This window comes from Flectobacillus sp. (assembly GCF_049240685.1).
Lineage (GTDB): Bacteria > Bacteroidota > Bacteroidia > Cytophagales > Spirosomataceae > Flectobacillus.
The window spans coordinates 1-20,633 of record NZ_JBMLSD010000133.1 but is presented as its reverse complement, the minus strand read 5'-3'; the positions used below and the strand labels follow the sequence as shown (position 1 = coordinate 20,633).

Annotated in this window: 10 protein-coding genes; 2 read left to right on the top strand and 8 right to left on the bottom strand. The window is 39.4% G+C overall.

All coding sequences use genetic code 11. The annotated features are described in order from the left end of the window. A partial coding sequence (locus ACOVQ4_RS06035; RefSeq protein WP_421819752.1) for a DUF6090 family protein occupies positions 1 to 737 on the bottom strand: 737 nt, incomplete at its 3' end. Positions 738 to 921: 184 nt separating this feature from the next. Here ACOVQ4_RS06035 and ACOVQ4_RS06030 point away from each other — a divergent pair. Next, on the top strand, positions 922 to 2,748 hold the full coding sequence (locus ACOVQ4_RS06030) for a metallophosphoesterase (protein WP_421819751.1): 1,827 nt from the start codon (positions 922 to 924) through the stop codon (positions 2,746 to 2,748). A gap of 40 nt (positions 2,749 to 2,788) precedes the next feature. On the opposite strand, the gene ACOVQ4_RS06025 is transcribed toward ACOVQ4_RS06030, so the two are convergent. The 6 genes from ACOVQ4_RS06025 to ACOVQ4_RS06000 all read right to left on the bottom strand — a co-directional run bounded on the left by ACOVQ4_RS06025 (position 2,789) and on the right by ACOVQ4_RS06000 (position 14,932). Continuing rightward, positions 2,789 to 3,610: a glycoside hydrolase family 16 protein gene (locus tag ACOVQ4_RS06025; RefSeq protein ID WP_421819750.1), complete on the bottom strand. Its 822-nt coding sequence runs from the start codon at positions 3,608 to 3,610 to the stop codon at positions 2,789 to 2,791. A 19-nt stretch (positions 3,611 to 3,629) separates the two neighbouring features. Then, positions 3,630 to 4,811 (bottom strand): glycoside hydrolase family 88 protein, encoded by a 1,182-nt coding sequence (locus ACOVQ4_RS06020; protein WP_421819749.1) that lies wholly within the window; start codon positions 4,809 to 4,811, stop codon positions 3,630 to 3,632. Positions 4,812 to 5,087: 276 nt separating this feature from the next. After that, positions 5,088 to 6,806: a RagB/SusD family nutrient uptake outer membrane protein gene (locus ACOVQ4_RS06015; RefSeq protein WP_421819748.1), complete on the bottom strand. Its 1,719-nt coding sequence runs from the start codon at positions 6,804 to 6,806 to the stop codon at positions 5,088 to 5,090. Between the two features lie 26 nt (positions 6,807 to 6,832). After that, positions 6,833 to 9,955 (bottom strand): SusC/RagA family TonB-linked outer membrane protein, encoded by a 3,123-nt coding sequence (locus ACOVQ4_RS06010; protein WP_421819747.1) that lies wholly within the window; start codon positions 9,953 to 9,955, stop codon positions 6,833 to 6,835. A 214-nt stretch (positions 9,956 to 10,169) separates the two neighbouring features. Further along, positions 10,170 to 11,864, bottom strand: coding sequence for a RagB/SusD family nutrient uptake outer membrane protein (locus tag ACOVQ4_RS06005; protein WP_421819746.1), 1,695 nt, complete (start codon positions 11,862 to 11,864; stop codon positions 10,170 to 10,172). Positions 11,865 to 11,899: 35 nt separating this feature from the next. After that, on the bottom strand, positions 11,900 to 14,932 hold the full coding sequence (locus ACOVQ4_RS06000; RefSeq protein ID WP_421819745.1) for a SusC/RagA family TonB-linked outer membrane protein: 3,033 nt from the start codon (positions 14,930 to 14,932) through the stop codon (positions 11,900 to 11,902). 307 nt (positions 14,933 to 15,239) lie between these two features. Here ACOVQ4_RS06000 and ACOVQ4_RS05995 point away from each other — a divergent pair, with 307 nt between their 5' ends. After that, a complete protein-coding gene (locus tag ACOVQ4_RS05995) occupies positions 15,240 to 19,388 on the top strand; it encodes a hybrid sensor histidine kinase/response regulator transcription factor (RefSeq protein ID WP_421819744.1) in 4,149 nt (1,382 codons plus the stop codon). Between the two features lie 471 nt (positions 19,389 to 19,859). Here the strand turns inward: ACOVQ4_RS05995 and ACOVQ4_RS05990 are convergent, their stop codons facing one another. Continuing rightward, a complete protein-coding gene (locus tag ACOVQ4_RS05990) occupies positions 19,860 to 20,426 on the bottom strand; it encodes a hypothetical protein (RefSeq protein ID WP_421819743.1) in 567 nt (188 codons plus the stop codon). Positions 20,427 to 20,633 lie beyond the last annotated feature (207 nt).

The window sequence follows — 20,633 nt, the reverse complement described above, 5'->3', positions numbered from 1 at the left end:
TCTCCCTCAATTTCCTTCAATATCCTTTGTGTATGTTCAATAATAACTCCATACTGATTTCTTAACTCAGATAGACTTCTTGAGGCATAGAAACTATATTTTTGAAGATAGGGGATTTTTAAAATTGCTGGGTTTATAAAAGAATGAGAAACTTTATGGTCAATATCATTTTCTGATAAGTCTACATTGGGTTGGCTGAGCGACCATTCGTCTAGGTTTTTGCGTTTGTAGCTCAAATATTCTAATTCCAGACGTGTCAGCCAAGTGAAATGTTCCTCATATAAATCGGTAATATCGTTTAACAAAGCTTTGTTTTTGAGAAGACGAAAATATCCAGCACTTTTGGCAGCTTCATAGTTGCCATTGTTGGGGCTAATTAGGGTCGTTGTATAAAAAAGAGTAGCATTTGATTTTAGAAATGATGATATACTATCTTGGGTGATTTCGGGATGAAGGGGAAGTGTTCTGATAAAGGTCGCGCACTGAAGTTGATGGCTAATAGAGGTAGAATCTTCCTTCATTTCTAGCAAATCATGCGTTAAGTCTCTTGAAATACTTTTTAGGAAGTTTTGTGCAATCTCCTCATTTTTATTATCCTCACTCCAATTATTGACCCACAAACTTATGGTGATTGAAACAATGATGATAATAGCTTCAGTAAGGAAATAGGCTCCCTTTTCGATAAGGGAAATTTGTATTTTTTTTAGCAGAGAGGTAATCTGTTTGATGAGTTTCATAGGGGGATTGATTTATGAATATCAGTTAGAATATACAATGAAAAATTTGAAATGGAAAGTGGAACCGTTTTTCAAAGAGATATTCTAACCGTATAATAGAAAATTACCTTATTGTGGGTAACTAAAATGTTATCTTTATATATTTAGATAAGTAAAGCTCAATATTGCCCAAACATACACAACAATGCCCTCAAAAGCCAATTCTGAAAACTGTAAGCCTGCCAAAATGGTACGTTGGTTTAACCCTTTACTTTTACTGAAAGCAGGTATAAAATTAGTCATATCCAATATTTTTGGCAATTTTGCCGATAGGCGTGAAATAATGGCAGCCTTGGATAACAATCCTCAGAGTATGGATTTTTTAACCTCAACCTTAGACTCATGGAAGGCTATCGAAACATACTGCCAGAATCGTCATGACAAGGAAATTTGGGTAGATTTTATTAGCGATACTGGCGAGGGGTATGATTCAACATACGCAGTAGCAAGTACTGTTGCGCGGCCAAATTTAACTCTTAGTACAGGTCAAGGTCAACAGCAGTATGAGACGGAAAGAGGTCATATCCTGATTTTGGGAGGAGATCAAGTCTATCCCTATCCCACACGAGAAGAATACGATAAAAGATTTCGAATGCCTTTTGAAGAAGCTGCTAAGGATGAAAAAGATAAAACAAATAAAGCAGCTTCTTCTCCTCATCTTTATGCCATTCCAGGGAATCATGATTGGTATGATGGACTCAGCAATTTTTTGAAACTGTTTTGTCAACAAAGGTCTATTGGTATCTGGCAAACTTATCAAAGGAGGAGCTATTTTGCGATTCCACTGCCTCATAATTGCTGGATTTGGGGAATTGATATTCAGCTGGCTTCTGACATTGATAAGCCTCAGCTGGATTATTTTGACTCAATAGCAAAAAAATATATGAAGAAAGGGGATAAGGTGATTTTGGTAACAGCTGAACCATCTTGGGTATATAATGAAGTAAAATATAGTAAGGACTCATTTGATCGTCTTGATTTTTTTGTTGATAGGTATATCTTGAGAGAAAAGGACAAAGGAGACTCTCCTTTAGACTTTGAGTTACCGCTTGTGCTTACTGGAGATTGGCATCATTATGCCCGATACGAAAATAAAGACGGTTCTCGACAATATTTTACGGCAGGAGGAGGTGGTGCTCATTTGCACTTAACCAATAACCTACCCGAAAAGATTCAAAAAGAATTTAAGTATGTAGAAATTAACAAGACAGGGGGAAAATCTTTGCAACAATCGGATGGAGTATCTTTGAAGAAAACATTTCCAGACAAGAAAACTTCTCAAAGATTACTGCTTAAAGTGTTGGGCTTTGCCATTTCCAATTGGGAGTTATCTGGCTTATTCGCCTCAGTTTCTATCATATTTAATTGGTTGTTAATTCGAGAAATTAATCCGGATAGACAAGGTGGTTTGCAGAATAACTATTGGTTGGCGTTTTTTTCAAATCCTGCCATTTTTATTTTAGCAATAGCGTTTGGTGTGAGTATTTATCTTATGACAGACACAAGTACCAAAAGCTCCGTAAATGCACGAATATTGGGTGTTTTGCACGGTGCGTGTCATTTTGTGGCTTTGGTTGGATTGAGTTTTGTTTGTATTACTAGCTCATGCGCTTTTTTTAGATTATATGATATCTGTGCTCATAACTCATACTGTGAACAAGTAATTAGAGTGATACTTGCCATGTTTTTTACAGGATTAATATCTGCAACAGTATTCGGATTGTATCTTGTATTAACTAACTTGATTTGGGGAATGCATGTAGATGAAGCATCTGGTGCTTTGAGGTGTGCCGATTATAAAAACTTTCTTAGAATAAAAATTACCAAGGAAGAAATTGTAGTGTATCCTATTGGTATTGAGAGTGCTGAGAAGTGTAATAAGCAGGTAAACTCAGATGATAGTTTGTCTAAAGGAATTTTTTTGATAGAAAATCCTATAGTTATTAGGTTACAGAATCAAGATAAAACTTAGGAGGCGCGATAATCTGCGCCTCCAAGCAGGTTAGGCGATTTTACTGTTTTTGATATACTCTTACATAGTCTACTTCAAAGCGATTAGGGAAAGTGGTATTGCTTGGGTCGCCACCATTTTGTCCTCCAATGGCCAAATCAAATAGCATGTAGTGTGGTTGTTTGAAAGGGTTAAATCCACTTCCATCTTTATTTTCGAGTTGGGAGAGGGGCGTGCTTATCATCAATTGGTCATCGACGTATAAAGCTATATGTTCCTCGTCCCAATCCATGCGCCAAGTATGAAACTGGCTTGCCCATGTGCTATCTACGCTTTTGGTTTTGCTATGCCATTCGGTTTTGTTGCTGGTGCCCAAACAGGCGATATTAGCCAGGATTTTGCCTCGGTAAAATTCCATAATATCGATTTCGCCGTTAGCCGGCCATGGTTTTTGAATACCCAAAGTCCACCAAGCTGGCCATAAGCCCGACCGAATATCGATTTTAGCACGTATTTCAAATCGTCCATATTGCCATTGTTGTTTTCCTTGGGTGATTAAACATGAAGAGGTATACTCGATATTGGGACGATTTTCTCTCCAAGATTTACTGCCCGCTTTATAATTGGGGTTAGGAAGATTCACCTTTTTTGCCTCAATGATTAATAAACCATTTTCACAACGAGCATTATCGGGTTGATACCATTGTAGTTCTTCGTTGCGCACAAAGCCTTTTTCGTAGCTCCAATTGTTGGAATTGGGAGCACCATCCTGATTAAATTCATCTGCCCAGACTAACTGATAAGTGTCGTTGGGTTTTTCTTGAGCCATTCCTGTACAACTCGACAGGGTCAATATTGCAAAAATGAGGTTTTTGATTTTCATAGAGGGTTTTCTCTAAGGCTTATTCCCAAGCCAAATATCTTTTCATTCCTTCCAAATAATAGTAATCCGCATAAGTAAGTGGTACATCGATTTCGGTATTTTGTGGAATATGTCCTACACAATGTTCGATGATAAAGCCACCATTTTTGCCTTGTGCTGCATGGTAAGGCGCTTTTGAAAGATTGACCAAAATCGTTTCTGCTTCCTTGAAATAGGCTTTATTGAGCTTTGGCGTACTGTATTTGGCAAGTTCCAAAAGTGCGGAGGCAGTCACTGAAGCCGCCGATGCGTCTCTTAAAGCGTTGGGAATATTGGGTGCATTGTAGTCCCAGTAAGGAATCTTATCCGCAGGCATATTGGGATTGCTCATGATAAATTTGGCAATATTTTGCGCCTGTTTTAAGTAAATAGGATTTTTGGTTTCACGAAACATAACCGTATATCCATAAAGTCCCCATGCTTGTCCACGTGCCCACGCCGATTCGTCAGCGAAACCCTGTGCAGTTCTTTTTTGTTGAACCGCACCTGTTGTTGCATTATAGTTGATTACGTGATAAGAACTGTAGTCTGGGCGAAAGTGGTTTTTCATGGTTGTATTGGCATGTGTCACCGCAATCTTGTAATAGCTAGAATCGCCAGTGACTTTCGTAGCCCAGAAAAGCAACTCCAAATTCATCATGTTGTCTATAATCACCAAGTACTCATTTTTGTTGCTATCCCACGACTTGATACAGCCTACTTTTGGGTCAAAACGAGAAGCCAAGGATTTAGCACTTTGAATCAAAATATCTTTATATTCTGGTTTTGGGTCAATGTCTTTGGCATTACCAAAACTACAAAACATCATAAAACCCAAGTCGTGGGTAGAGGTATTGAATTTTTCTTTTTCTAATACCTTCAAAATACGATTTGCTTCGGTCAATGTAGCTTGATCTTTGGTTTGGTCATAAATGTACAACAAAGAGCCAGGGTAAAAACCACTGCACCACCAGCCTGAGCCACTCCATTCATATTTATTTGATTTGGGAAAATATGTTTTCGGGAATTTATCAGCAGGAAGATTTTGGGCTAAAACTTTATATTGTTCGGCTGCTTCCGAGAATGCTTGTTTAAAAAGCTTTTTATTCTGAGCGGATTGGGCAAATGATTGAGTCGTTAAAAAGGTTAGGATATAAATTAAAATCAGACGTAAGTTTTTCATAAATAATGTAATGAATAAAAATGAGTAAAAAGATTTTTAACTGTCGTAAAACTACTTCGAATCTCTAGCACAGGAAGGGCGTATTTTAAGAAAAATAAGGGGTTAAAATATTCAAAAAAATAAAAGAGCCGTCAATTGAAAAATCAGTTCACGACTCTTTTGATAGGCGCAGTCCCAATCAGTCAATTATTTGAGTGTTGAGTGTCGAGTTTGAATTGCTGAGTTTTGAAAAAGAACTCCGCACTCCTCACTCAAAACTCCTCACTCAAACTTCTCTTACCATCCCGGATTTTGGAGCATTGCTGGTGCTTTGCGTACTTCCGAGTCAGGGATTGGTAATAAATACATTTCGGGTCTGAAGTTGTGTCTACGTATCGACTCCGTTACTTGATACGTGTAAGTATTGTTAGCGTTTTTGATAATTCTCATACGTTTGTTGTAGCCGTTTGATACATCCATGGCAATTTTCCAACGACGAATATCATTCCAGCGGTGGTCTTCAAAAGCCAACTCAACACGGCGCTCGTTGCGGATAATTTCACGCATTTGTTCTTTGGTCATATTAGCTTTTAAACCATACAATTTGTCATCTCCAGCTGTTATACCAGCACGGTCACGAAGCGCAATAAGCGGGGCATAAGCCAAATCTGTTTTGCCTGTTTCATTGATTGCTTCAGCATAATTGAGCAATACTTCGGCATAGCGCATCAACGACCAACCACGGTTAGTTGTAAAACTACTGTTTGCTGAAATATTGGCATCACACATTTTTCGGCTGTAGTATCCTGTTGTTTGTCCTGCCTGCGTAAAACCATCCGAAGGGGCATTTTCGTAGGTCAAAACTTGTCTTTGAGCATTAGCACTTGCCAAATAGTACATCGACTCGTTGTACACAATCGAATATTCAAAACGAGGGTCACGGTTTTTGTAAGGGTTATTAGGATCATAACCCGATGTTGCATCCGAAATCGCTTTTCCGTTTTTCATTGGGAAAGCATCTACCAAGTTTTGCGTAGGCATCGCATTATATGCCCCGCCACGGGTTGGCATATTATAAAAACCTTCCATGTCACGGTTGGCAGAACGGTTTTGGAAAATAATAAACTCAGGGTTAACACGATTCAAAAACACTTGATAAAAACCATAGCCTGGCGCAGTTGTATTGTCTTTGTAGAGAGCATATTCGCCCGAATTCATTACTGCCAGAGCAGCATCAGCGGCTTTTTGCCAATGTGCTACATCATAAGTAGGATTGCTGACGATTTTGGCAAGATCTGCATTTTGGGTTTCAGCACCACCATTAAACAATGGACTAGCTGCGTATAGCAATATGCGTGACTTAAGTGCTAAACATGCTCCACGAGTAGCTTTACCATAGTTTTGTTCTGAATAATCAGCACTTTTGGGTAAAATCGTAGCAGCTTCGTCCAATTCTTTCACTAAATAATTGACACAATCAGCATACGAATTACGTGGTAAATTGATAAAGTCGGTAATGTCATATACTTTGTCGCCTACCAAGGGCACACCTCCAAAGCTAATCAATAGCCAATGATAGTACCAAGCACGCAAAAAACGAGCTTCTGCGACCATTTGCGCTTTCATGGGTGCTGAAAGTGGAGCATTAGGAAGTTTTTCCAACAATAAATTGACCCTACGGATATTGTTATAGGGCGTTGACCAAAACTCAAAAAATGGGAAGTTGGTTGGGCTCACTGTACCACTGTAAAGTATTACGGCTTTTTGTCCTGTACCCGAATAACGATATTCTGCGTCGTCGGTGGCTTCTTCGGTATTGCCATGAGAATCCCAACGACCTTTGGTATAACTAAAACCAATGTCGCTATAAATACGATACAAAAATCCTATTGTACGTGTACTATCAGAAAAAACCGTTTCTTCGGTCAATGCTGTAGTTTTGGGGTCAAGGAAGTCATCCGACGAAAAGCAGGAGGTAAGTCCTATGACACATGCGAGTAATAATATTTTTTTCATAAACTAAAATCAATAAGTTGAATACCTTAGAAAGTAGCACTAATACCAAAGTTGATTAACCGTTGTGGAGGATAACTCACACGGTCGGTACCCGATGAAATTTCTGGGTCAAGTTGATACAGTTTGTCAAGGCTTGTGAAAGTCAGTAAGTTAGAGCCATTCACATAAATTCTTGCTTGCTGAATACCCAATCCTTTGGTCAAACTACTTGGTAAGTCGAAGTTGATTTGTGCATTTCTCAAACGTAAATAATCTCCTGGAATCAGCCAGAACGTTGATGGATATGCTGTTGGGTCACTAATACCGCCTAGCAAGGTCAAACGAGGATATTTGGCATTGTCGCCTAGCTCTGGTGTCCATGCGTATTTGTGTACTTCGGTAAGGTTCGAAGAAAATGCACGGATAGATTCTGCTGTACCTCTTACACTAAAGTTACGTGCTCCTTGGAAGTTGGCACTGATGCTGATTGCCTTGTAGCGGATACCCAAATTGATACCATAAACCGTATTTGGGGTGTTTGGATTTCCAGTTACCGACATATCAAAGCCATCTATTTTGCCATCGCCATTCAAATCAGCGTATTTCAAATCACCCGGTTGTACGGGTACGGCTGTTTTGGGGCTGTTGGCGATGTCATCGGCATTTTTGTAGTATCCAATAAAGGTATAGGCTCTAATTTGTCCGATGCTATTTCCTGTGAATCTTTGATAAGGGTACAAAGGACTAGGCTCATCTTGGAAGATAATTTTGTTTTTGGCTACAGAATAATTTCCCTTAATGTAGTACGAAAACCCGCTTTTGGTAGGACTTTGATAGCCCAACTCGATTTCATAGCCTCGGTTGTTTACTTTTCCCATGTTTACAGGAGGAAGTCCTTGACCAAAAATGGCTGATACTGTACCACGAGTGGTCAAAATATCATAACGATTGTTGTCAAAATAGTTGAAACTACCTGTTACATTGCTATTGAACAAGCCAAACTCGATGGCTAAATCTAGTTTTTTCTCTTTCTCCCATGTAACCTCGTTGTTGGCAAGCGTACCTTCAACTACGCCTGTATATAAGTTGCTTGAATACCCAAAGTTAGGCGCTACTACCCCGTTACCGTTTGAATAATTTTGTTGATAGTAATACGAGAAGCTGTTTCCTAAAGCGTCGTTACCTACAATCCCATACGAACCTCTGATTTTCAACAAATCCATGAATTTTGGAAAAGAATTTTTATAAAATGGTTCTTCCGAAATATTCCAACCTGCCGAAACTGCTGGTAAAAGCCCAAATCTTTTGTCTCTCACAAAACGGTCAGAACCATTGTAAGCCACATTGAATTGTATTAGATAACGATTTTTGTAATCATAACCCACACGACCAGAATACCCTTGGAAGTTGTTTGGAATAAAATTATACACGGCATTGCTACTGGACGCTTCTGTAGAGTTACGGTTAAAAAGTCCTAAGGCGTACACGTGGTGTTTTGAATCAAAAGTACGGTCGTAGTTAACCATCAATTGCATATTCAAAACCCTTGAAGTACTTCTGGCATCATATCCTAAAAAGAAACGACGCACACGATACACATTGGGGTCACGGGCTTCGTAGGTATCTGTGGTTGAATTATATATAAATGATGGAAACTGGTCTCGGGTCATGCTACGTCCGTAGCCATAGTTACTCGTAAACGAGATACGACCTTGGACAAACAAGCCTTTGGTTAGAAAATCTAATTTTTGCTTCGCTGAACCAATGAAGTTGATATTACTTTCGTTGGTTTGGTTATAGCCATAGTACTTCAAACGTCCCACTACGTTGTTGACGTTGTAGCTTGGGTTTTCGTTTCTAATCCAAGTACTGTAGCCTAAAGAACCGTCTGGGTTATACACAGGATACGCAAACGGCGCCAAAGTCAAGAAACTACTGTAGTCATAGAATAAGTCATTATAACCAAATGGACTACCTACTTGTGGCGTATTTACTTGTCCAAAATTGCCATACAAATCCAATCTCAAATCAAGTGATTTGGTAACCGACATATCCAAGTTTGAACGGTAGTTGTAACGTTGGTGAAAATAGTTGCTATTTACCCCTTGGTCTTGACCAAAATCTTTGAGCATCCCATCTTGATACAAATAACCTACCGAAACAAAGTATTTTACCTTTTGTGTACCGCCCGACAAATCCAAATTACCACGATATTGTTTTGAAAACTGTTTGAACAAAACATCTTTCCAGTTGACATTTGGGTGACCATAAGGATCTTTGCCATTTTTGAATAATTCCAAATCTTGGTCACTCCAACGTGGTTTAAACGATGGACTTGGGTTTACGCTATTGTCATTAATTTGAGCTTGGTTGTACATTTTTGCACTCTCGTAAGCATCCAAATAGTTTGGAATAATCGTAGGCTGCGAAAGTGCCATTTCAGCACGCATCGAGATTTGCGGAGGCCCTTCTTTACCTCTTCTTGTCGAAACTACAATAACACCATTGGCACCACGAACCCCATAAATTGCCGTTGTTGATGCATCTTTCAAAATCGAGAGATTCTCTATTTCGTTAGGGTCAATACGAGCAAATTGGTCATACGAGTACTCAACATCATCTACAATAATCAAGGGACGGTTGTTGCCATTATAAGAACTTACCCCACGAATGTAAAAACTTGCGCCATCGGCACCGGGACGACCAGAAGGTTGTTGCGAGAAAAACCCTGGAAGTTTACCTGCCAAAGCATTTTGCAAACTTGCAGAAGGGTTTTCACGAATTTCACGACCAGACACTGAACTTACAGAGCCTGTCAAGGTGATTTTTTTCTGCTGTCCGTACCCAATTACCACAACTTCATCGAGCGATTTGTCTTCGTCTTCAAGGGTTACATTGACAGTTGAGCGACCAGCTACACTAACCTCTTGTTGTTTAAAGCCAAGCGAACGAAATACGAGTGTATTGCTTTGTCCTTTTAAAGTAATTTTAAAAAAACCTTTTGCGTCAGTAAGGGTACCGTTGGTACTTCGCCCTTTTTCGAAGACTGCCACGCCTGGCAGTGCTTCTTTGCCTCCTGTTACTACTCCCGACACCACCTGACCTTGTGCAAGGGCATTTTGTGCGATGAGCGTAACAATAGAAATCCATATATATAGTATTTTTTTCATAAAAACATGAGGGTTTTCTGATGGAATTGAAGCCATGAATTTGTTGTTCAAACAATGAAGTAATCGCGCAAAATGAGATTTAATTATTATGCTTTCGGCTTTCAGCTATGGGCATTCGGCTTGCAGCACTATAAGGTCCAGTGGATTTTGAGTGTAAAAGATTGATTAAAAAAAATACATTCATAATTCACAACTCATCATTCTGCATCCATACTTACCAGCCTTCGTTTTGAATAAGCTTATTGTTTTTTAGCGTTTCGTCATACGGTAAAGGCATACTGTATAGTTTGTTAGAAAACTTCATCGTTGATACCACAAATGGCGTAAAAGTCAATGTTGCATTGGTGTTTTTCACGATTTTCATTCCTTTCAGCGAACCACTTGTCGCAGTTTCTGCTATTTTCCAGCGACGAATATCCCAAAAACGATGTTCTTCAAAGGCTAATTCAATACGTCTTTCATTTTGGATAAGCGCACGCATTTCGGTCTGTGAAATACCCGCTTTGATGCCGTAGCGATTGTCGGTGCCTGCTCGGATTCCTGCTCTTTTACGAATATCAATGATTCTGCTAACGGCTTCCGTTGTTCTACCTAACTCATTCAGTGCTTCGGCTGCGTTTAAGAGTATTTCCGAGTATCTGAATAGTGGGAAGTTATGGCTCTGATTGGTATAAGTGGTATTATTCGAAAAGTCTGCCATAAACTTACGTAGGTAATACCCTGTGCGAGTTTGAACGGCAATACCTCCTGGTTTGTCCAATCCTCCTTCAAAAGTTTCCACTGCTCTACGCAACCAAGTTTGACCATTGAAAAATACCGTCAAAGCCAAGCGAGGGTCACGGTTGGCATAAGGGTTTTGTGGGTCGTAACCTGATTGAGCATCCGCAATGTCAAGACCTGTAATCGTTGGAAAAGCATCAACTAAATTTTGTGAAGGACTCGTCAAGCCCAGACTTGCAGCGGGCGAACCGAAGCCGACTGGGGCATTGTAGTTTTCAATAAGAAAGTTATTCCCTGACTGTTTGGCAAGAATGATTTCGGTATTCTTTTTCGTGGTAAAAACACCAGAAAAAGAAGTCTGCAAAGCATAATAGTTGAGTCCAATCAATTCGTTGGCAGCATCTAAGGCTTTTTGCCAACGGTTAGCGTCATACGTTGGATAGCCCATTAAGGCTTTGAGACTGGCATTGGTGCTGATGCCTCCACCATTAAATAGCGGACTAGCAGCATACAACAAAGCACGACCTTTGAGTGCAATCGCAGCTCCTCTCGGAATTCTTCCCCAGTTGCTATCCGAAACAGGTTCAGGAGTAAGTGTACCTTTTACGGCATCACATTCTGAAACGATGTAGTTGATACATTCTTCGTAGGTATTACGAGGAATCGACAAATCATCTTGGATGGTAAATACTCGGTCACCAATTAATGGCACACCACCATAACGTTTTACCAATTCAAAATACAATAACGCACGAATATAACGCGCTTCGGCTTTCCAGATAGTAATACTGTTTGGGTCGGCTGGCACTTTGTCGATATTACTCAAAAAGATATTGACACGACGAATACCCGCATACGAAGTGCCCCAATAAGGGTCGGGGTTGTTAACCGTACTAATTAACCCATTGGTATAATATTCTGCTTGACGATTGGTTCTGGACGGAACGGCATCGTCTGTACCTGTTTCCAAAAAGTCACCTCCCAGTCCATTGATTCTATTAAAACCATCGGGGATATAACTGTAAATGTTGTTGAGGAAAAAGACGGCTACGGTAGCATTTTTATCTTTATCGTCCCAAACCAAAGTGTCAAGAATCCAATCACGAGGCTCAGTTTCTACCCTTTCGCAAGCCGCAAAAGTTAGTGCTGTAGCCAAAATAAAGGATGATATATATTTTTTAGAAATCATTTTTTCTGAAAATTTTAAGCTTGATGAAAGCCATTTTACAATTTGAGATTTACACCAAAATTGAATACTCGCTGAATAGGATAGTTGCTCGAAAAGCCCTCTGGGTCGAGGTATTTGTCGGCATTAAATGTCACAAGGTTGGTAGCGTTGGCAAAAACACGAATTCCTTGCACTTTGATGTTTTTACAAAGCTTACTAGGAAGGGTATATCCCAATTCGATATTTTTCAAGCGAACATAATCTCCTGAGCGTGCCCAAAAAGTAGAAACTAATTGGTTATTAGTGTTTGTACCAAGCCACAGACGAGGGTACGACGCATTTGGATTAGTAGGAGTCCAGCGGTCGAGGTGTTGCTCGAATGCTTGTCCAAAACCTCCATTTTGAAAAGCGAGCATCGAATTGGCATTGGCAACAATTACTCGGTTAGCCACGCCCTGCACCAATACAGAGAAGTCAAATCCTTTTCGCGAATATCCTAACGTTGACCCGAAGGTAATGTATGGGCTCTGCGGTCCGATTGGCGCCACATCAAGCTGATTGATTACGCCATCATTGTTCAAGTCTTTGTATTTGAGATCTCCCAATTGCGGTTGATATCCAACCGTTGTAGCACGTGATTGTAGTTCGGCAGTGGTTTGATAAAAACCCTCTGAAATATATCCAAAAAGCTGTCCAACTCTTTGTCCAGTTCGATATAACCATGAATAGGGTTGTGTCACTTCGTCGATATAAATTACTTTGGAATTTTGGAAGCCAGCATTTGCAGTGGCATAAAAATCGCCTATCGAGGTACTTTTTTGCCAATTCAACTGTAAGTCAATTCCTGTATATTGATTTTTACCAATATTTTCATTTGGATAAATATTTCCTAATATGCTAGTATTGCGACCACGTTGAATCAACAAATCATAATATTGCATATTGTAATATTCGACGGTAAAACCTAAAGAATTATCAAATAAAGCTCCTGTAAGTCCAATATTGAGTTTGTTAGATTTTTCGAAGGTAATATTAGGATTCGCCAGTGGCTCTTCTGTGACACCTGTATTGCCACCTGCACCTGTACCGAAAACGGCGCCAGTATTATCAAAATAACGTTGGATATAGCTAAAATAACCGGGGTTATCATTACCATTTTTACCATAACTAGCATATAATTTCAAATAAGAAATCCATGCTTGAGATTGTAGGAAATCTTCCTTCGAAATATTCCAAGCCAAACCTACTGCTGGGAAAAAACCATATTTGGTTGTGCCTCCTGTTGGGTATCTGTTTGAGCCATTCAAGCCGAAAGCAAGGTCAAGGATATATTTTTGCTTGTAATTATAGCCCATGCGTCCTGCTAAGCCTGTAATAGTATAGGGCAAATCAGAGCCTGAAACGGAGTTTTGACGATTAGCCAATAATACAGCATTTACGCCATGATTTCCTCTTGTTTTGTCATAACCCAAAGACAATTCCAAATAGTCAGAACGTCCTTGATAATCCATGTAGTTATAGTTACTTTGGTCGCCGTTTACGCCAAATTGCTGGTAAGTTTCTTGTCCAGTAGCAGATACATTTCTTTGGAAAACAGCAAAAGTTTTATTACGTACCACGTTTTCTGAAAGTGTAGCATAATAAGAGCCCACGGCTTTTATCCACATGCCAGAAGCGATTTCGTCGAGCGTTCTTTTCAGGTAAAAGTCAGCCAACATATCTCTCTTGAAGTTTTGTTGGTATCCAGACCCAATAGTCTGTGCTAAGATATTGTTTTGAAACTGCTGATTACCACCATACGAACCATTAGGATTGTACACAGGATAGGCATTGTTAGGCGTATTCAGAATACTATTCAAAATATTACTTGTTCCAGCACCTGCATCATTACCATTCAGAATACGCCCCAAGAGATAAATACCGCCCGAAAGCTTGGAATTTAGCTGTAAATCAACATTCGAACGTATGGTATATGATTTAAAGTTATTATTGGTATTGTACGGGGTAGTAGTATTTTTTTTCAAAAGCCCCGTTTGGTTGATATGGTCAAACGAAATAAAGTATTTCGAAAAATTATTTCCTCCTGTAGCACTAAAAGTATAGCGATCCATCCGTGAAGATGGCTCTAGCGTAGCATCACGCCAGTTGACATTCGGATAGTTGTAAGGATCTGAGTTGGTCGCATAAGCCTGTAAAGCAGCATCAGAATAAACAGGAGTAAGACCATCGTTTACACGTGCTTCGTTATACAGTTTGGCATAATTATAGGCGTCCAATCCCTTCGGAAACTTTAAAGGCTGTTGGATTGCTGTTTGCGCGGTAAATGACATTTTAGCATTTGAAGCCGAGCCTTTACGAGTATTGATTACCAAGGCACCACCATTGCTACGTACACCGAGCATAGCATTGGATAAAGCATCCTTGTGTACCGTGATTGATTCGATTTCTTCCAAATCAAAAATGGTAAGCTGTCTCGGAATACCATCGATGATAACCAAAGGCCCCTGCCCACGAAGTCCGAATGAAATACCATCGCTTCCTGGCTGTCCCGAAAACTGGAATGTACTCGTACCTGCAAGTCTACCCACTAAGGTATTGAGTATCGACGTAGCAGGAATTTTTTGAATATCTTTGTTGTAAATTGCTTGCGACGAACCAGTACTTAGTTCTGATTTGAGAGACTGGTTGAAAAGTCCGCGAATGGGTTTGATGCGAGCAACGGCAGGGTTTTGACTACTCAAGACAACTCTTTCAGAAATGTCTTTAATCGAAATTTCTTTTAGAAAAGTTCCCACACAGTAAATCCCAATTTTGTCGCCTATTTGCGCATCAATGGTGGCAATACCATTACTTGATGTAGTCGCAAACATTCCTGTTCTACTGTTTTTAAGACTCACATTTTCCAACACTTCATCATTGTCGTCTGTTACCAAAATAGTACGTAAAGTAGCATTGGAATTTTGTGTGTTCTCGGTGGCGTTTTGGGCAAAAGTAGCATGGCTTAGAGGATAACTACTCAAGAGCACCATCAACCAAAATGAGGAGGGAGGGAACCTTAAAAATAGGGTTTTTTGTAAAAATTTCATCATAATTATAGGGTTTGATAAAACGGAAAAGGTTTGGAATGAAATAGGTTGGTTAAACAGAAAAGGGTTTTCGTGTTTTTACAATAATATATTTGAATAATGCAAAAATGGCGATAAAAAATGGTCTGATGTAGGGTGAAATTCGTTTAAAAACAGGGTCAGTTTGAGCCTTTGAAATGATAGAGGGAGGTTTTTGATTATTTTGCAATAGATTTTTTCCGATGGAGTAATATTATGATTGAATTTACTTATAAGTATATGATAGTATAGGGTTTTACCGTAGCTATGACCTTAATGATTGCTTTAAACCATGAAGAAAATTATACGATTATTAATTACACTACTATTGTTTTGTGAAGTATTCCCAAGCAAGTCGCAGGAGAATATTCATAGCTATCGCTTCGAACATATTACCGTCAATGAGGGACTTCCGCATAGCGATGCCAACTGTATTGTGTCTGATAGTACGGGGTATATCTGGGTAGGTACCAACAATGGTGTCTCAAAATACGATGGCTATTCGCTCAAAAACTATGATTTGCCAGTAAATCCACACAATGGTTTGCCCAGCAATAGAGTAGTGGCTATGCACCTCGATGCCCACAAAAGATTATGGGTGGCTTCGGGAAGTGCTGGAGTAAGTTTTTGGGATAAACATCACGATAAATTTATCAATGTTGCCGAACGAGAAGGCAATGGTGTAGACCAAAAAGTACTCGAAAAACTTCGGGTTAGTAATGTTCTATCCATTTCGAGCGACTCTTTTGGAAGGGTTTGGGTAGGCACTCGCACGATGGGACTGTTTATGTTAGAGTTTAAAAATGATTTATTGGTTTCAATCCGTCAAATCGCTGTGGATGGTACTACCCAATATGGCGTAGCGTCAATGGTACGAGAGCGAGATGGTTCTATCTGGATTGGTACAGTGAGTCATGGATTGTGGCATTTAGGCCCAAAGCAGTCTGTGCCCGTACCTACGCTTTTTACGAATCATAAAATTTCGGCTTTGTGGGTAGATAACCGTGAGAATCTATGGATAGGTACACAATTTGAATTATTTTTTGCAAGTAAAGAAGAAAAAAGAAACCGAGTCTTTCACACAACGTTGATTCAGCAGTTTTCGGAAATAGGCAGTGTATTTGTCGACTCTTTTCAACACCTTTGGGTAGGAACAAACCATGGCTTGTATTACTGGGCAACGGTTCCTAAAAGTACTGAATCTACGTATTTGACTACTTGGAAAAATACTATACAACGTTTTTTACCCACAGATGGAGACCCGTACAGTATCAATTCAGGACGAGTACATCAAATTTTAGAAGATAAATATCATAATCTTTGGTTAGCGGCATCTTCGGGAGGGCTCAACAAAGTAGACCTTAAAAGAAAACCCTTTTTTGTGATTCAACGCCAATTTGGCACAGCCTCTTCTTTGCCTAGCAACTACATAAATGCCGTTTTGCTAGATCAAGACCAACAACACCTTTGGATAGGCACCAGAAATGGTTTTTCTAAATATCATCTCCAAAATCGTACCTATCAAAACTTTGCTAATACTCCCATCAATGGCGATGGGTCAGGGGTAGATATTTCTACTTTTTATCAACAAAAAGATGGTACGATTTGGGTAGGAACTCGTTATCGTGGGCTACTAATTTTTAAACCAAATACTCGAAAGGTGATTACAGACCTTAGTGCCAATTTGTCTTTGTATGCCACGAGTATTGAGCGAATTCAAGAAGATAAATATGGAACAATTTGGGTAGCAACTTTTGAAAAAGGGCTTCTAAGACTGGATAAAGACGGTAATCTTTTACAACAATATTCGCTGGAGATAAATAATTTTCCTGCGCGACAGTGTACGTATCTGTTGTATGAGCCTAGCACAGACCATCTTTGGGTGAGTTCACGCGATAAAGGAGTTTTGAAACTCAAAATCTCGGCAACAACAATAACCTTGGTAAGCAATTATCAATATGAAAAGAATAATCCTAATAGCTTAAGTGGAAACTATGCTTGGCCACTGGTCAAAGATACAAAAGGTAATTTGTGGGTTGGTACGATTGGGGCAGGACTGAATAAAATCTCTCCTCAGGGTATTGTAGAGCGTTGGAATATTGGTTATTCAAATATCGAATCACTGATATTCGACCGTCAGGGATATCTTTGGTTGGGAGGCGATGGCTTGATGAGACTCAATACTCAAAATCGTCAGCAGATACATTATGATGTAGGCGATGGGCTACAAAGTAACTCTTTCAAAATCGGGGCGGTATGTCAAGATAAGGAGGGCTATTTCTATTTTGGAGGAATAAAAGGGATTACCTATTTCAAGCCAGAGCAGATTCAGCCTAGTAGTCAAAAGCCTGAAATACATCTGACTACGCTAAGAATCTATAACAAAGAGGTACGTATAGGAGAGCCCTTTGAGGGGCGGTTGATTTTGTCACAACCCTTAGATGAAACTCAAGAGCTGACAATCGAGCCTAACGAAAATTATTTTTCCATAGAATTTGTCGGTATTAATTACAAAAACCCCAAGAAAAACCAATATGCTTACAAATTGGTAGGCTCAAACGACGACTGGATTTATACAGATTATAATCAGCGTATTGCCAACTTTTCGAACCTAGATGCTGGAGAATATACGTTCTTGGTCAAGGCAAGTGATGGGGAGGGAGCGTGGTCGGCCAAACCCGCCGAAATAAAAATTCGAGTGCTACCGCCTTGGTACAAGACTTGGTGGGCGTTCCTCATTTATGCTTTAATTTTATTTTTTGTGTTCAAAGAGTATCAAAAGGCCACATTGGCAAAACAGGCTTTAAAAAATGATGTCTTGATGGAAAAATACAAAGCAGATCAGGAAAAAACCTTGACGGATCTTAAGCTTCGTTTTTTTACCAACGTTTCGCATGAATTAAGAACGCCACTAACCTTAATTTTGGGACCAATTGAAGAGTTGGCTTCTACAGAACATGAGAAAAAGGACAAAATCATGCTGATTTTACAACAAACCAGAAAATTACTGGATTTGGTAAATCAGTTACTCGATTTTCGAAAAGCCGAGACGGGGAATATGAAAATACTAGCAACCTTCGGTAATATCATTCCAATCATAGAGGAAGTGTTTTTGATTTTCAAACTTAAAGCCCAAGAGTCCTCGATTGATTATACCATGAGTCTGCCACAAACGACAGTGGAGCTGTTTTTTGATAGTAGTAAATTAGAAATTATTCTGACCAACTTGTTATCCAATGCTTTCAAATATACGCCAGTTGGAGGGAAAATAAGCCTAAAAACTGAAATAGTCGGTAATTCAGCCGAAGAGGTAGTTTTTGAGGCAGGCAAGCTAAAAAATCACTTTTTACAAATATCTATTCAAGATTTTGGGGTTGGTATGTCTAGCGATGAATTGGAAAGAATCTTTGATCCATATTATCAGGCTTCTCATACCGAGACGCTCAAAATTAGAGGAACGGGCATCGGTTTGTCACTAGTTAAACAGTTGGTAGAAGCTCATAAAGGTAGCATTGAAGTAGAGAGTGCCATTGGAAAAGGTACAGTATTCATTTTGAAATTACCTTTTAGCAAAAAAACTCTTGTCGAAAATAGCGATAGTATACAGCCTAATGAGGAGGCTAAAACAACGATCGAGGAGGCTATTCCTTTGGTAGCAGTTTCGGAGAAGTCTTCTGCAAAAATCTTGATTGTTGAAGACCAAGAGGATTTGAGGGCCTATTTAAAACAAATTTGTGAAGCAACTTATGATGTTGAAACTGCTGTCGACGGCGTAGACGGCTGGGAAAAGGCCTTAGAATGGCAACCCGATTTGATTATTAGTGATATCATGATGCCCAACAGCGATGGCTTGGAGCTTTGTCAAAAGGTCAAACAAAATCCTAAAACCTCGCATATTCCAGTGTTCTTGCTAACGGCTCGTGGGGCAGTAACACATGAAGTGGAAGGTTTAGAGATGGGAGCCGATGAATATATGGCAAAGCCATTTAATCCTTTGGTGCTGAATGCCAAAATAGCTTCTATTCTTCAAAATCGCTCGCAATTGCGTAGCTATTACCAAAAGCAGATTTTGCTAGAACCCAGTTTGCCAGATATTCCAGACGAAACAAAAGCCTTATTGGAAAAAGCTATGGCGATAGTGGAGGCAAATCTAACCAATCAAGAATTTACGGTACAGACGCTTGTGAAGGATATGGGGATGAGCCAGTCTGCGATCTATCGTCAAATCAAATCCATTACAGGACAATCTTTGGTGGAGTTTATTCGAGATATTCGCCTTAAACGAGCAGCGCAGTTGCTGAGCAACGGCAACCTTCGTGTGACCGAAGTAGCTATGCTAGTAGGCATTGAGGATATGAAGTATTTTAGAAAAATGTTTCAGCAAACCTACAATGTTTCTCCCTCAGAATATGCCAAGCAGAAGAAAGAGAATTTGATGTAGTGAGTTGGAGGTAGTAATAGAATTTGTTTACCATGGCGAGGACTTTTTGTGAAGTTCCGATGCTGGTGCTGGCTTCTCCCACGCTGGTGCTGGCTTCCTAGCCAGTACCCATTTTTTCTTTGGATTCTATCCAGCAAATATCCAAGCTATTGCTAACTTCTTGCAGAAACTACTCCTTTTCAGGGAGATTATTTTTTCAAATAATAAAGGATTAGAATCCTTAGATTTGGTAAGTGCTGGCTAGGAAGCCAGCACTAGCACTGCAGTCAAAAAATATATTTTTCGACCGCTTTTTTGATGCTACTATGCTAGATTTGACTCGGCTTAAGACGCAATCATTGCGTCTCTACTGCTAGCATACAAATTTTACCACAATCACTCATTCGTTCAATCACTAAATCACTAAATTAGAGATGACTCATGTTTGGTATTTCATGTTTTGTCTTAACAAATAGAAGCTAATTTATCTCCCTAGCAACCGCCTTGGCGAAGAGCACGTTTATAAATTATTTTATGATTTTGTTCTACATAGTCGCCTGCTACTATTGGATACGAATACTTGGGTGCATGCGATACACTGTGGCTTCTTATAATTATTTTGTCCTTGACTTTCAGGTTATGCAATTGCTCAAATTCGGTGTTAGTATTCAAAATATTATTGCCAGACTTTTCTGGTCCAAAACTAAGGATATAATCTTCTCCATTAATTTTGACCATTATTCCAAAACCCAATCTTGAGCCTGCTGGGAGAGAAAGAGATGTTACAATGGCCTCCATATTAGAGAAAGCACCTATGTTCTTCCTTATTTTAGCTTCGGCAGCATATACTTTTTGGCCTGCGGGAGACGCTTCCCACTTTTTGAACATCACACCATCAGGGCTTGCTTCCCATTTTTTTAATGCGGCTTTCTTTTCTGCAATAGTGAGAGGCTTGGAGATGGACTTTTTGGAAGTTTTATTGGCAGGTTCATGATTTGCAAATACCAGCCCACTTGCTCCAACCAGTGCTAAAATCAGTGTATAAATGATTTGTCTCATATTTTTTGTCTGTTTAATTGAATAGAACGGAATGTGCAAAATATCGAGGTATAAAAGAGGTTTTTGGATACGATAATTTTCATACTGTTCACATGACAAAATTACCATAATCTACAAGATACTTGCTGTCACTCAAGTGTTATTGATATGTTATAGAGTTGTTAAAATGATCTTGCGCTGGTGCTGTCTTCTCTCCAAAGCTACTCC

Bases quoted from the DNA above. Each gene is read 5' to 3' on its own strand.
- ACOVQ4_RS06030 (WP_421819751.1), top strand. From the start codon at position 922: ATGCCCTCAAAAGCCAATTCTGAAAACTGTAAGCCTGCCAAAATGGTA.
- ACOVQ4_RS06025 (WP_421819750.1), bottom strand. From the start codon at position 3,610: ATGAAAATCAAAAACCTCATTTTTGCAATATTGACCCTGTCGAGTTGT.
- ACOVQ4_RS06020 (WP_421819749.1), bottom strand. From the start codon at position 4,811: ATGAAAAACTTACGTCTGATTTTAATTTATATCCTAACCTTTTTAACG.
- ACOVQ4_RS06015 (WP_421819748.1), bottom strand. From the start codon at position 6,806: ATGAAAAAAATATTATTACTCGCATGTGTCATAGGACTTACCTCCTGC.
- ACOVQ4_RS06010 (WP_421819747.1), bottom strand. From the start codon at position 9,955: ATGAAAAAAATACTATATATATGGATTTCTATTGTTACGCTCATCGCA.
- ACOVQ4_RS06005 (WP_421819746.1), bottom strand. From the start codon at position 11,864: ATGATTTCTAAAAAATATATATCATCCTTTATTTTGGCTACAGCACTA.
- ACOVQ4_RS06000 (WP_421819745.1), bottom strand. From the start codon at position 14,932: ATGATGAAATTTTTACAAAAAACCCTATTTTTAAGGTTCCCTCCCTCC.
- ACOVQ4_RS05995 (WP_421819744.1), top strand. From the start codon at position 15,240: ATGAAGAAAATTATACGATTATTAATTACACTACTATTGTTTTGTGAA.
- ACOVQ4_RS05990 (WP_421819743.1), bottom strand. From the start codon at position 20,426: ATGAGACAAATCATTTATACACTGATTTTAGCACTGGTTGGAGCAAGT.